This is a genomic window from Pseudomonas sp. W5-36, assembly GCF_046540455.1.
GTDB lineage: Bacteria > Pseudomonadota > Gammaproteobacteria > Pseudomonadales > Pseudomonadaceae > Aquipseudomonas > Aquipseudomonas graminis_B.
In genome coordinates, this window is sequence record NZ_JAXCIQ010000012.1 from 1 (window position 1) to 12,224 (window position 12,224).

General features: G+C 55.2%; 12 protein-coding genes and 2 pseudogenes. 4 read left to right on the plus strand and 10 right to left on the minus strand.

All coding sequences use genetic code 11. The features are described 5' to 3' along the window. From SLW74_RS18470 to SLW74_RS18485, 4 genes are all read right to left on the minus strand, one after another. Positions 1 to 304 (minus strand): putative quinol monooxygenase (locus tag SLW74_RS18470; protein WP_410929728.1); only part of this gene is annotated, 304 nt, incomplete at its 3' end. Between the two features lie 118 nt (positions 305 to 422). Beyond that, positions 423 to 674: a hypothetical protein gene (locus SLW74_RS18475; protein WP_192174986.1), complete on the minus strand. Its 252-nt coding sequence runs from the start codon at positions 672 to 674 to the stop codon at positions 423 to 425. Positions 675 to 952: 278 nt separating this feature from the next. Beyond that, a complete protein-coding gene (locus tag SLW74_RS18480) occupies positions 953 to 1,417 on the minus strand; it encodes a plasmid fertility inhibition factor family protein (RefSeq protein WP_410929729.1) in 465 nt (154 codons plus the stop codon). A 500-nt stretch (positions 1,418 to 1,917) separates the two neighbouring features. Beyond that, the gene (locus tag SLW74_RS18485; RefSeq protein WP_410929730.1) at positions 1,918 to 3,450 is read right to left on the minus strand and encodes a methyl-accepting chemotaxis protein; all 1,533 of its coding nucleotides are present in this window, start codon (positions 3,448 to 3,450) and stop codon (positions 1,918 to 1,920) included. Positions 3,451 to 3,534: 84 nt separating this feature from the next. Between SLW74_RS18485 and SLW74_RS18490 the strand changes: the two genes are divergently transcribed. Together SLW74_RS18490 and SLW74_RS18495 are read left to right on the plus strand one after the other, a co-directional pair. After that, entirely contained in the window at positions 3,535 to 4,845 is a 1,311-nt protein-coding gene (locus tag SLW74_RS18490; protein ID WP_410929789.1) for a M10 family metallopeptidase C-terminal domain-containing protein, read from the plus strand. A 449-nt stretch (positions 4,846 to 5,294) separates the two neighbouring features. Then, entirely contained in the window at positions 5,295 to 5,432 is a 138-nt protein-coding gene (locus tag SLW74_RS18495; RefSeq protein WP_166650636.1) for a hypothetical protein, read from the plus strand. 197 nt (positions 5,433 to 5,629) lie between these two features. Here the strand turns inward: SLW74_RS18495 and SLW74_RS18500 are convergent, their stop codons facing one another. The 3 genes from SLW74_RS18500 to SLW74_RS18510 all read right to left on the minus strand — a co-directional run bounded on the left by SLW74_RS18500 (position 5,630) and on the right by SLW74_RS18510 (position 9,468). After that, positions 5,630 to 5,923: a hypothetical protein gene (locus tag SLW74_RS18500; protein ID WP_244656991.1), complete on the minus strand. Its 294-nt coding sequence runs from the start codon at positions 5,921 to 5,923 to the stop codon at positions 5,630 to 5,632. Between the two features lie 178 nt (positions 5,924 to 6,101). Further along, positions 6,102 to 7,097 (minus strand): alpha/beta hydrolase, encoded by a 996-nt coding sequence (locus SLW74_RS18505; RefSeq protein ID WP_369305662.1) that lies wholly within the window; start codon positions 7,095 to 7,097, stop codon positions 6,102 to 6,104. 367 nt (positions 7,098 to 7,464) lie between these two features. Continuing rightward, positions 7,465 to 9,468 (minus strand): putative bifunctional diguanylate cyclase/phosphodiesterase, encoded by a 2,004-nt coding sequence (locus SLW74_RS18510; protein WP_410929731.1) that lies wholly within the window; start codon positions 9,466 to 9,468, stop codon positions 7,465 to 7,467. A gap of 338 nt (positions 9,469 to 9,806) precedes the next feature. Between SLW74_RS18510 and SLW74_RS18515 the strand changes: the two are divergent. Further along, positions 9,807 to 10,040: pseudogene (locus SLW74_RS18515) on the plus strand (methyl-accepting chemotaxis protein); the annotation flags it as partial. Positions 10,041 to 10,276: 236 nt separating this feature from the next. Next, entirely contained in the window at positions 10,277 to 10,540 is a 264-nt protein-coding gene (locus tag SLW74_RS18520; protein WP_346631400.1) for a hypothetical protein, read from the plus strand. Positions 10,541 to 10,646: 106 nt separating this feature from the next. Here the strand turns inward: SLW74_RS18520 and SLW74_RS18525 are convergent, their stop codons facing one another. From SLW74_RS18525 to SLW74_RS18535, 3 genes and pseudogenes are all read right to left on the minus strand, one after another. Beyond that, on the minus strand, positions 10,647 to 10,994 hold the full coding sequence (locus SLW74_RS18525) for a hypothetical protein (protein WP_346631401.1): 348 nt from the start codon (positions 10,992 to 10,994) through the stop codon (positions 10,647 to 10,649). A 362-nt stretch (positions 10,995 to 11,356) separates the two neighbouring features. Continuing rightward, entirely contained in the window at positions 11,357 to 11,863 is a 507-nt protein-coding gene (locus tag SLW74_RS18530) for a methyl-accepting chemotaxis protein (protein WP_410929790.1), read from the minus strand. 30 nt (positions 11,864 to 11,893) lie between these two features. Then, positions 11,894 to 12,223, minus strand: a pseudogene (locus SLW74_RS18535) (PAS domain-containing protein); the annotation flags it as partial. Position 12,224 lies beyond the last annotated feature (1 nt).

Below are 12,224 nucleotides of genomic sequence, written 5' to 3' on the forward strand. Positions count from 1 at the left end.
CGGTGCTGCCCGGCAATTGATTAAGGCGAATCTGCTGCATGGGCTCGGCTAGGATATTTTCCAGAACCGGCATAGCGTTTGTCAGGGTCGGGGCCTTCATGTGCGCTTGCAATGCCGCTTCATCGTCCCAGCTTTCGTAGGAAACAAAGCGGGTGGGGTCTTCGAGATCCGTCAACAGCGCATAGGCCTGGCACCCAGGCTCGTGCTGGAATTGCGGCAGGGCGGATTGCAGTAGGTTTTTCAGTTGCGCTTCCTTGCCTGGCTTGGCTTTCATGATCGCGACGACGTTAAGAGGTGAAGTCATGTGGGGAGTCCTGGCAATGCCGGCGCCGGAATGGAGCCGTCAGCGCATGAGACATGCCACGTAAGGTATTCATTCAGAAAAACAGGGAGGCTACTGTTACTGCGCCGCCACCCTTTTCCTAGATACTCGGCCTGATCGGCTGGACCTGAGTCTGCCTAGCCTGATGTGTCTGTTTCAGCTCGGTCTCCAAGGTGTTTCTCATGCTTGGGCTGATCACGTTTTCTAGGCCCAAGGCCATAATCCAGCCTAGGGCCAAAGCATGGTAGTAACTCACCAAAAGATCGCTGGGCGCATCGCTGACGGCGGAAATCCTGTCACGAATGCGCATCACGGTTTTGGGGTTGTCCTGCTCGATCTTGATAATGCCCATGGCTTTTCCTAGTCCTGATCGGGGTCAACAGCGACCCACGCTTTCGCCCCGTTATAGTCGTCGCCAGACCGCCAGTGACGGATGCAACGCGAATAAGGTGTTTGAATTGCCCAGGGCGTAGCGAAGTGGCATGGCGGGGAGTCATACGGGCTCTCTGTCAGGATGCCGCGGGAATCGCGATGAATCTGGAGAGAGTAGCCAGCAGGCCTCCTGAATAGCTTACAGGCAGGCCCGGCGCGGTGTTCACGGAAAATGATTACGTATGCGCTAAGCAGCAGCTAAACGCCGCAATATTGCTCAAGAAGTGCCACCTGGTCCTTGTGACACATGACCGGCATTTCTTGCGCACCCGCGAAGTGAAGATAGCGCGTGCGATGACGACCATTGGTGTAGCCGACCCAGCGCGACACGCGCTCAGACCTACGACCCAATATTTTCAAGATAGGCTGTTTGGACTCTTCTTTAACCTCGTTGAAAGAAACGATCGGCATTTCGACGTGCCGCTCCTTCGGACTAGGTGGTGCCAGAAATTCAAAGATGCCTTGGCGTTTATCTTGGTCCCATTCCTCTACAGGTGAGACGACAAAGCTTTGGTGTTCGTGCTGATCCGAATAGTGAATCAACTTTTGTACATCAACCATGACAACCACATGGTTATCGTAGCCTGGGCGGCACCGCAGACTCACGCTCTGATAACCAGGGTGGTCACCAGAGAGACTGACTTCATACAGATCTGTGTTCATCCTTTGTCCTTTGCTGATGGGGGGCAGGCTTGCACCCGAAACCGACTTAGCCTAAATCGGTTTCCCGTTTACCGTAAATCGGTGTCCGAAAGGCATGAAAAAGGCCCCCGGACGGTGGGAAAGTCCGGGGGCCTATTTAACTTTTCATCCGTTACACGCAGTCAAGACGCAGCAAGATGCCGAAGGGCTGAGCGACGCTTTGGATCGATAGCGGTCGGCCGTGGATCACTGCTTTCGACCCGCAGCCGTCTGTGACGATGCTTGAGGCCGATTGAGGCGTGGCATTTCGCGATTCGATACTTCCCTGTCTATAAGCCCAGCACGCACATTCTTTCATGCTCGGCGACTGCCGGACGATCGTCAACTTGGGTTTCTTTGGAGCCTCTGGCCTTGGCGAAAGATCGGAGCTAACTCGAAAAGCGACCACATTGTCAGCGCCTCTAGGAATGAAGTTCCGATCGTTGATCGGTCAATTTTCCATACTAGATTAAACGCTAATTTCAGGTCTTGAAGCGCGCTACCATCTGATTCAAGTTCACCGCTAACTGCGAAAGCTCATTGCTGGCGGCCAGGGTTTGCTGCGTGCCTTCGCTGCTCTGCAGCGCCAAGTTGCGAATGCTCACGAGCGCGCGGTCTACTTCGCGAGCTACATGAGCCTGCTCTTCCGCGGCAGCGGCGATCTGCTGATTGCGGTCGTTGATCAGTTGCACCGAGTCGGCGATGACTTTCAGTGACATCCCGGCTTCGTCGGCAGTGCGCTGCGTGTTGTGTGCCTCGATGGTGCTGCTGCTCATCGAATCCACAACCAGTGACGTGCCTGCTTGGATACTTGAAATCATCTGTTCGATTTCCAGAGTTGAGGTTTGTGTGCGATGAGCCAGTGCCCGAACCTCATCAGCCACCACGGCGAAGCCTCGGCCTTGCTCACCAGCGCGGGCCGCTTCGATCGCGGCGTTCAAGGCCAGCAGGTTGGTCTGTTCTGCAATGGCACGGATCACGCTCAGCACCTTGCTGATGTCCTGCGCCTGACCAGCGAGGCCCTGCACCTGTTCAGAGGTCATTTCCACGCGGTCCGTTAGGCTGCGCATGGCATGTAGGGTTTCGCCGACTTTCTGGTTACCGGTGGCGGCAGCGCGTGTGGAGTCCTTGGCCGCTTCGGAGGTGGAGTTAGCGTTAAGCGCGACCTCATCGACGGCGGCGCTCATCTGGTTTACCGCCGTGGCGGCCTGCTCGATCTCACTGTTCTGCTGCTGCAGGGTGAGGCTGGCGCTCTCGGTGATGGAAGTCATCTCTACTGCGGCGGAACTGAGCTGTGCGGAAGCATCGGAGATCTGCTCTATGGTGCTTCGCAGGTTGCCTTGCATGGTGTTTAGCGCGCGCATCAACCGCGCAGATTCGTCATTACCCTTAACCTCCAGGATAAGACGCAGGTCGCCGTCGGCGATTTCCTCGGCCATTTTCAGCGAGGCGCTCATAGGCTGGACAATGCTGCGAGTCAGCAGGGTGGCGAGCACCAGCGTCAGCACCAGCGCGGCGAGTACCACACTATCGACGATGGTGATGCTGTGGGCATACACCTCAGTGGCGGTCACGCCTGCTGCTGCAGCGCCGTCGGTATTGTGCTGGCGCAACTCATTGAGTTTGACCTGGTACGCTGCGGCACGGTCGCGTTGTTCAGTGTTGGCGAATGTCACGGCCTGCTCATGCTGGGTAGCGTCAAGATCGACGACGCGTTGCAGTCCATCAAGATAGGTCTTCATCAGCGCCGCTGCGGCCTCGAATTTGGCCCCTTCTTCTGGGTCGGAAATGAGGTTATTGCGGTAGAAGTCGGTGCGCTCGTTGAGCATGCGCTTAGCGTCTTCCAGGTGCTGCACGGCGGTCGCTTGCTCTTGGGGATTCGAAGTCGCCAGAAGACGGATGCTCTCTAGGCGCGCGCCGAGCAGGGCGATCTGGATGTCGTCGGCGGTCTGCACGCTGATCAGCCAGTTCTTTTCGATGTCCTGCTCGGTGCCACGCAGCTTCCCTAGCTGCACGTATGCGAAGCCGCCGAGGGCAATGACCAGCTAGTCAGCGGGGGGGGCAACGATGTGATGGTCTCCAGTGCCGGATACGACGGTATGGACGGCGGCGCCGGTAATGATGTATTCCGCTTCGACCGCCTCGGCGACAGCTATATCAAGGACGGAGGCGAGTATACCGACACCATCAACTATTTCGATCCCGCCCACGATATCCTCGACGTGTCGGCTCTGGGCTATAGCCATTTAGGCAATGGTTATGGCGATACCTTGCACATCAGTAGCGAGCCTCTGCGCGGCATTTACATTTTGGAAAGCTACGAGCGAGACGGTAATGGCAAACATTTTGCCGTGCAGTTTCTGGCCAATAGCGGCCTTATTACCGATGCCAACTTCCAGCCGCTGATCAACGGCACTTCGCACAACGATCTGCTCGAAGGCACACACGCCAGCGAATCCCTGAAGGCCGGCACTGGCCGCGATACCGTCGAAGCAAGTGCGGGCAATGACCGGCTATTCGGCGGCGCCGGCGGCGATACCCTGAGCGGCGGAGCAGGTGCCGACAATTTCGTGTATACCCGGCTCAGCGACAGCTACCGTAATGATGCCAGTGGTAGCTACAGCAGCCGCGACCTAATCACCGACTTCAGTGGCAGCGGCCATGACATGATCGACGTGTCAGCGTTGAGCTTCACCGGGCTGGGCAACGGCTACAATGGTACGCTGAAGGTGGTCCTCAACTTGGCCGGCGATACCACCGCGCTTAAATCGCTGGAGCCCGATGCCAACGGCAACCGCTTCGAAGTTCTGCTCAGCGGGAACCACGTCAGTGAGCTCAATGCCAGCACCGTGCTGTTCGCCCCGCCCAGTGACGCGACCACCGTGACCACCCCGCAGCCGATCACACCCGTGAATCTGGCCGGCGACGACAAGGCGAACATCCTGTATGGCTACTGGGGAAACGACACGCTGGCCGGCGGCGCCGGAAACGACACGCTGGAGGGTAACGCCGGCGACGATGTGCTGACCGGTGGGTTAGGCGCGGACAAGCTCACTGGCGGTACAGGCAACGACCGGTTCGTGTTCACGAGCAGCGCCGACAGCTATGCCGGTAGCAGCGACCTGATCACTGACTTCATCTGGGGCCAGGACAAGCTCGACGTCGCCGCGCTCGGCGTGACCGGTTTGGGAGACGGCCGTGACGGTACCTTGCGCATGACCTACGATGAAAACACTGATCGTACCTACCTGCGCAGCAGCGAAGCGGGGGCCGATGGGCACGCTTTCCAGGTCACGCTAGCCGGATTCGACTACACGCAGTTGATCACCAATGCCGATTTGGTGGTTGCTGATAAGGCAGAGGTGGTCCTCATTGGCCACGCCACTATTGACATTGACCACGTGGGCTAACGCTGCCTGAGCAACTGAGCTATCAGCACGCAACTTTAGCTTACGCAACCGCTACGGTGTGCGTGCTGAACGGCAGCTGTGGGGCGAAAGCGGTCACCCATGACCGACCGCTTTCGACCGTAAGCAGCCACCAGCCGGGGCTGCTGCACGATATCAAGCCAAGGATGATCGTAGGTGCATCAGTATCCTTGTGCATTTGCTACGCAGTTTGCCCCTTGCCAATATCACCACGGCGCGAATCTACGATTGCCGGTAGAACCGACGGAGGAATGACCGGATTACCGACTCTAAAAAGGCTAACTACTAATAGAGGAAAACAGTGGTGCCAGCACCTGCTGATGTAAGCAGTTTCCAAAAAGTCCTGTTTATGATTCGCCCAAAGCCAGCCGCTCAGCTATACATTAGAAGAGAAACAGTGCCATCACCGGCACACCTACTGGAGGCTCAATATGGCTAGCAATGAAAAAACCAGCAAAGGCGTAGCGTCAAAAGCAGGTAAGCAATTGAAGGACGATAAATCTTCTGCTGCAGAAAAATCAGTCGCTGGTTCGGCACTGACTCAAACCCCAGACAAAAAGAAAAAGTAGACATTTGCTACTGAACGCGTCTGACCCCAGCATTTTCCCATGTCCGAGTAATCGCTGTAATCCAAGGACACTTGAGCCCTGGATTACAGCGGCCAGCAAGAGGAGCGACACCTTGGGTACCCCTCCCCGGCCTCCCACAATCCCGCAAGAGTGATTGCCAGCTTCGGCCTTGTCATCGTTGTCGGCGAACCGGGCAATCAGATCCACAAAGCTCTGGCTCTCCGGTAGCTGTCAGTCGCCGCCGTGTAGCGGAACACGTCAGCGTCGTTGGTGCCATTGCGGCGATAGACCGAGAGATTGGGGTCGCCGCCGGCGATCAACAGGTGAGCACCTGTGCCTCCGATGATCAGATCCGAGCCTATGCCGCCGTCGATATGGTCCTTGCCGGCCAAGCCGTAAATGACTTCCGACGTAGCGGTCCCTATGATCACGTCCCTGCCGGCCGTTCCTTCGACGGTGGGGGCCGTGAACACCAGGTTGGGGCTGTTCAACTGCCCCGTCAGGTAGCCTTCGAGCGCCAGTTCATCGCACCTCCTGTTTGGGCCTCATGATGAGGCTTGGAGGTGTCTATGAAACCGGAGGCGACTCATATGGTAGCTACGATCTTACCCAGCTGTAAGCCAAGGTGCTGACTGCTACGGTTTGACATCGCAGCAGCCAGAGGGCTGGTTAGAATGCTGCCTTCAGGCGAGCGCCGGCATAGGCCTGTGCTTCCTGAGCCTTTTCCACCACCGCAGCGGTGCCGAAAAACTCGTGGGTCACGCCGTCATACAGCTTGCGCTCCACGCTTACGCCCTGGTTTCGCAACGCCTGCTCCAGTTGCGCACCGTCATCACGCAGCGGGTCGATCTCGGCATTGATCAGAGTCACTGGCGGCAGACCGTGAAGGTTGGCGTGCACAAGATCCAGACGTGGATCCTTCAGATCGGCAGAGCTTTTGGTCACATTGGCCACGAACCAAAGCATCATGGGGCGATTGAGTGGCTTGGCGTCAGCGTACTTCAAGTACGACTCGGTGTTGGTCGTGGTCTGCCCCACTGGGTACACAGCAATCACACTCTTAGGCGAGGTCAGGCCCTGATCGCGTGCTGCCACAGCAGTGGCGAGCGCCAGATTGCCGCCGGCGCTTTCGCCGGCCAACGCTAGGCGTTTAGGGTCTCCGCCAATGCTAGCAGCGTTGGTAGTGAGCCAGCGGTAGGCAGCAACAGCGTCTAGATGCGCTGCCGGGAATTTATATTCAGGCGCGCGACGGTAGTCCACTGACACCACGATAGCATTGGCCTGCTTGGCCAGGCCGCGGGCGCCACCGTCATACACGGTGCGGTCCGCGATCACCCAACCGCCGCCGTGGAAATACAGCACTACCGGGAATGGTCCGTTACCAGCAGGGGTATAGACGGTTGCTGGCAAGTTCCCTGCAGCACCGGCTACCGTGATCTCATGGGTTGCCACGCCCGGGACCAGTGCTGTGGGGCTGCTGTCACGCTTCTGGTCGGCCAGTACCCGCTTTACGCCATCAGCCACAGTAGGCTGTTTACGGGCTTCCTCCGGCGTGGTTTTTTCAATAGCTTTAGGATCGAACGCCGCTTGGGCGTTAAGCACTTTCTGCATGTCGCTGTCAGTGCGGAACATGCTTTTGGTCGAGCTGACAGCTAATTCCGACAAGGTAGGTTTTTCCGGATCGCGAGCGCAACCGGCCAAGGTTGCCAAGCTGACGGCAGTTACGGTAGCAACCAATGCACAACGTATTGGGTGGGACGAACGCATGGTGAATCCTCGATGGGTGCAGCTATCTCGACGAATGTGGTGGCAGGCGCTGCACAAGCCGCTCCTACGCTTTGTCCGAGGAAAACACGTAGTGTTCAAAGCAAGCAGCAGTCATCCGGATCAGCGGCAGGAAGCTGAATCCAACACTGCGCGAGTCGGGCGATATTAGCTGTACATCTTTATTACGGGCTGCGCTGCGAAGAAGCGTCTAGGACCATTCAAGTTAATGGGTAGTTGGTTTCCGGTTTTGTAAGAGCAAGTCCAGTCAGTTGCCCGAAACTATATGAAGATGACAGTAGGGGTCCAGGGTTTGGGTGGGCGGCAACGTGTTACATGAAAATGTATTGGGTTGAGGACGTCCAAGATAATAGCCTTGAGCGTAGTCATAGCCTATATCACGCAGTAATTCGAGATCCTGGGCGGTCTCAACGCCTTCAGCCAGCACCTTGAGACCAAAAGCATGCCCTAATTTCAAAAGAGCCATCAACACCTGCTCGCGCTGGGATTTGTCTTCGATTCTCAATACCTGACGGTCAACCTTCAAAGAATGGAATGGAAGCTTCAGGAGATAAGCCAGGTTGGCATGACCTTGACCGAAGTCATCCAGAGCCAGTCGCACGCCCAAGTTGCTGAGGCCTGAAACTGTTTTCAATAGTTGATCATCTATGCGCAAAGGCACTCCTTCGGTTATTTCCAATATGAGGCGATGCCCTGCAAGACCCTGCTTGAGTAATGCACCCGCCACTTTCATTGGAAAATCAGGGTTGGCAAGCTGTATAGGTGAAAGGTTTACCGATATGCTCACAGCGTCGTGCCACCGGCTGGCGTGCTCACAGGCTTTATCCAGAACCCAGTCACCTACAGCATGAATCAATCCGCTACGCTCTGCCATTGCGATGAATAGATCAGGCGGAACATTTCCGAGCTTGGGATGCTGCCAGCGAATAAGGCTTTCGTATCCAGTGAGCTGATAAGGTTCGAGCTGATACAGCGGTTGGAAGTACAAACAGAATTGGTCTGTTGCTAAAGCCTCTCGGATATCCTCCGGGGTCAGAAGCGATTCATCGTTCTGTGAAAATATAAATCCCGTGTCCTCCAAACGGTTACGGCCACCTCTTTTAGCTCGATACAGCGCTTTGTCAGCCTGATCCAGGAGTGAGGAGCTATCGGTTAGCTCGATACTCGCACTGTGCGCTAATCCGATGCTGACAGTGATAATGGAGATGCCGTCTGTACGTCCGAGGTGGGCGATGTTTAGTTCACGTATGGTCTGCAGTACATGGTGAGCGATCCTACGGGCCTCATCATGAGAGGTATCTGGCAAAACGGCAATAAACTCTTCTCCGCCGAATCGTGCTACGGTACAGGGCGATATGAAGCAACTGCCTAGAGCAGTGGCAACAACTCTCAGGCACTCATCGCCAAGGAGATGTCCATAATGATCGTTATAGCGTTTAAAATGGTCTATATCGATCAATAATACTGCACCCTCGGACTGTCGATTCAAATGGTTTGTCGTAATTGCGTCCAGTTGCGGTTGTATGTGCCTACGGTTAGCCAGTCCTGTCAGCGAGTCGGTCTCTGAAAGACGTTGCAAGTCACTGTTGGCATCGGTGAGACTAGAGGCTCTGGTTTCCTCACGGAGCCAATAAAGATAACGTCGTCTGGCTTCGGCGTTGGACCAGTAGTTACCAAGCAATGAGAAAAAAGATGAAGAGCCTATAGCGGTCATTATCAGGCCCCCGGCACTCAGGGAAATCGGGGCTGTATGCACTCCCCAAGCCGTGATGATCAAGCAAAATATGTTATAGACTAAGGCCACATTGAAAGGGCTTTTCATGCACGTATTAACATACATAAGCATCAGCGGCCAGCAGAACATAAACAGTGACTGCTCGCCCGAAGCAGGCTGTTCACCATTGACCACTACGTTGTAGGCAACTATAAATCCTGTGTATGACGGCAACATGGAGGCGTACTCTCTCCAGCGCTCAGATAATTTCTTTAGAAGCAACACCCCCATTAGAGTGCTAGGTACACATGTTCCGACCATCTGCAAAATTGCTGATACCAGTTCCTTTGGATTTATGACAGCTGTCCATAGTGAAAAACTACTGAATGTGAATCCTCCCAAGATCAAGCATAAGATCAGGTGGCGCCGGCGGGTAGCATGGATATCGCTCTGATAACGTAGTTCCAATTGATCGGAGAAGCGTACAGCGCTGGGTTTTTTCTCGAGTTCTCGGTCAATCTGGCTAGCGTCTAACATAGGGATTCCACAGCTTGCACTAGTGAAGCCTTGGTGATGGCTATAAGCCACCATTCTACCTTGCCGCGAACGTTGAGCCACCAGAATCTGCCCAGCGGTGATTTCTCGAGGTTTGCTGGTGGAAGCTAACCCTCTAGACGATTTCGTGGATCAGCTTGTCGTCTAGGTGTGGACATTCGCGAAAATGCGACGGTTACTTGAGCACCTCGGTGGAGTTGCTGTTGCTCTCGGTCTGTTGGGCCCATTAGCCTGATCCAACAAAGGGGATCCTTACGACGGCTGATCTCCATCTATCGTACAACCCTCGCGCTGCATCTCTCTACTTGCACAAACGCCTTGCTCTGGCCGCCATTGCCCAGTCTTTGTCAGGTATTGACGACCGAAACCTGGTGATCGCCAGCGCGGCCGAAAAGCAGGCTCAGGTGGCCCGCGAGGTTGACCGCAACCTGGTTAGAATTCGTGGTCTCTCGGTCCAGGCGGCAGCCGGGGCTGAACAGACGCGAGCGGCCAGCCAGCAATTGTCGGAACTGGCGTTCGGACTCAACGAACAAACCCGTCGTTTTCGCGTATAGCCTTGGCCTCTTATCCAGACTTTATTTCAAAATCCCCTTCACCGGCAGTGCCAAACAGCCATTTTTAAGAGATTCACAACATGGACAGCTTTCCCGCTGGGACTGAGCAGTTTGTCGTGATCAGTGCCAACGGGTTGAAGTGCCTGACGAACTAAAGACCTTTCGTTTTAGCACAATCGTCTAGCCTCAAAGCGATGAGGTTTTGGAAACCTCGCCTTTCACTCAGGAGTTTCACCATGCGCAAGCTCGTTTCATCTGCCATGATCGCCTTTCTACTAACCGGCTCTCTTATCCCATTTGCATCTGCCGAAGACGATGTGACCAAAGGTATTCGCCATGACAACCGAGAGCTGGACAAAGGCGTCGACCACGACGCTGGGGAAGTCGATAAAGGCGTCAAGAACGACGCCAGTGAGGTTGATAAAGGCGTGAAACATGACAATGACGAACGCCATAAGGCCGACAAGCATTTAGACAAGGAAGCCAAGAAGGATCTCTGAGCCAGGAAGTGGCCTCAAGCTCGTAAGAAGTACTGATGCGCTCACGAATGCGAAGAAGCCCTAGCCAAGTTGGAGACGGCCGTGGAGGGCTTGAGGCTTACACCTCTCAGATAGCGGCGTTAGGCACGGCCTCTCCAGAAAAAACTGCAGCCTGACGCTGGTTAGCATCGGCTTTAGCTTTGAACTGAACCTCGCATTTTTCACGTGCAGCGGCATAACACGCTACTAGATAGTCGGCTTGCCAAAGGGTTAACCGCCCGGCCACATTTAGTCCCAAAGCAAAGCCATCCGCTCGACCGTGCGTCCACTTCAGTTGCTCGAGCGAGTCTGCCATCTGGATTTTGTACAGCAGAGTATCTGCCATGCTGTGCAGCTCCGGGGCGAGCTCCAGAGCGTTGATGTGGCTGGGTGGGAGACTTGGAAAGCCCATGGGCTGTTTGATCTGGTAGGACATGTTCGACTCTCGTTGATTGCGCAGGGCAAGACTGCGGCTTAGCTCAGCTAAGATGTGGCTCGTCTGATTATCAGCATCCATAGCGCTCGAATGCTCAGAGCCATAGTGGCTATTTGATAACGCTAATAGCCAGAAAGTTTCGTCCCCAAAACGTGCAGTGAAAGATGCCCTTGGGAACAGGCGAATCCCTGCCACCGGCCCCCCGATCTCACTGCCTAAAGAGCCTAGGGAAGATTACGCTGAGCGACTGCCGTGCAAGCGAGCTGCTGAACACCGCGTGTTGCTGCGCAAGGGTATTTACCAGATGTGCGCGAAGCCCCGAATTTCCATCAGGGAGCAGGATCACGATCGCAGAATCAAGACTAGCGAGCTTGACCGGAGAACTGCTCTACAGCGGCAACAACGCTGTTGGCACCTTGCTGAATGTCCTTGATCACCTCGTCCGCCTCGCTTGCTAAATCCAATGCCGCCTTGGCCTGCTGCCTGCTTTTACCAATCATCGTCACGGCGTTGGAAGCCAAAAGCTCATTGTTCTTCACAACCTCGACGATTTCTCCAGTTGCTTTTGTGGTTCGAAGGGCCAGATTTCTGACCTCGTCGGCGACAACAGCAAAACCCCTGCCTTGTTCCCCGGCGCGTGCCGCTTCAATCGCTGCATTCAAGGCCAACAGATTGGTCTGGTCCGCGATGCTGCCGATGGTTTTGACAATGGTGCCGATTGCCTGGCTTTGGGTATTCAATGCTTCAATGCCATGGGCAGCGTCTTGCATCAAAGCCGAAAGAGTATTGAGGGTCGTGACGGTATTCTGAATAACTTCTCGGCCTTGCTGTGCGCTGGCATTGGTTTGAACCGAGGTGCCGTGGGCCATGCTGGCTGTTTCAGAGACAGCACGCTCACGGGTGACCTGGTCGGTAATAACGGTGGCTAATTTGGCAATCTTGTAGAGCTTGCCATTAGCGTCCACAATTGGATTGTAGGAAGCCTCCAGCCATACCTCTTTGCCAAGTTTATCCACTCGGCAAAACCTTCCTGTGACATACGCCCCCTGTCGCAAGGTATGCCAAAACTGCTCATATTCTCCTGATTCAGCATCGGACGGCAGACAAAAGATCCGATGATGCTGGCCCTGGATTTGGGGAAGCGTGTAGCCCATAGCGCTCAGAAAATTCTGATTGGCCGTCACCACGATTCCGTCCAGGGAAAACTCGATGACAGCTGTGGAGCGCATC

Bases quoted from the DNA above. Each gene is read 5' to 3' on its own strand.
- SLW74_RS18510 (WP_410929731.1), bottom strand. From the start codon at position 9,468: ATGTTAGACGCTAGCCAGATTGACCGAGAACTCGAGAAAAAACCCAGC.
- SLW74_RS18495 (WP_166650636.1), top strand. From the start codon at position 5,295: ATGGCTAGCAATGAAAAAACCAGCAAAGGCGTAGCGTCAAAAGCAGGT.
- SLW74_RS18480 (WP_410929729.1), bottom strand. From the start codon at position 1,417: ATGAACACAGATCTGTATGAAGTCAGTCTCTCTGGTGACCACCCTGGT.
- SLW74_RS18490 (WP_410929789.1), top strand. From the start codon at position 3,535: ATGGACGGCGGCGCCGGTAATGATGTATTCCGCTTCGACCGCCTCGGC.
- SLW74_RS18520 (WP_346631400.1), top strand. From the start codon at position 10,277: ATGCGCAAGCTCGTTTCATCTGCCATGATCGCCTTTCTACTAACCGGC.
- SLW74_RS18530 (WP_410929790.1), bottom strand. From the start codon at position 11,863: ATGGCCCACGGCACCTCGGTTCAAACCAATGCCAGCGCACAGCAAGGC.
- SLW74_RS18525 (WP_346631401.1), bottom strand. From the start codon at position 10,994: ATGTCCTACCAGATCAAACAGCCCATGGGCTTTCCAAGTCTCCCACCC.
- SLW74_RS18475 (WP_192174986.1), bottom strand. From the start codon at position 674: ATGGGCATTATCAAGATCGAGCAGGACAACCCCAAAACCGTGATGCGC.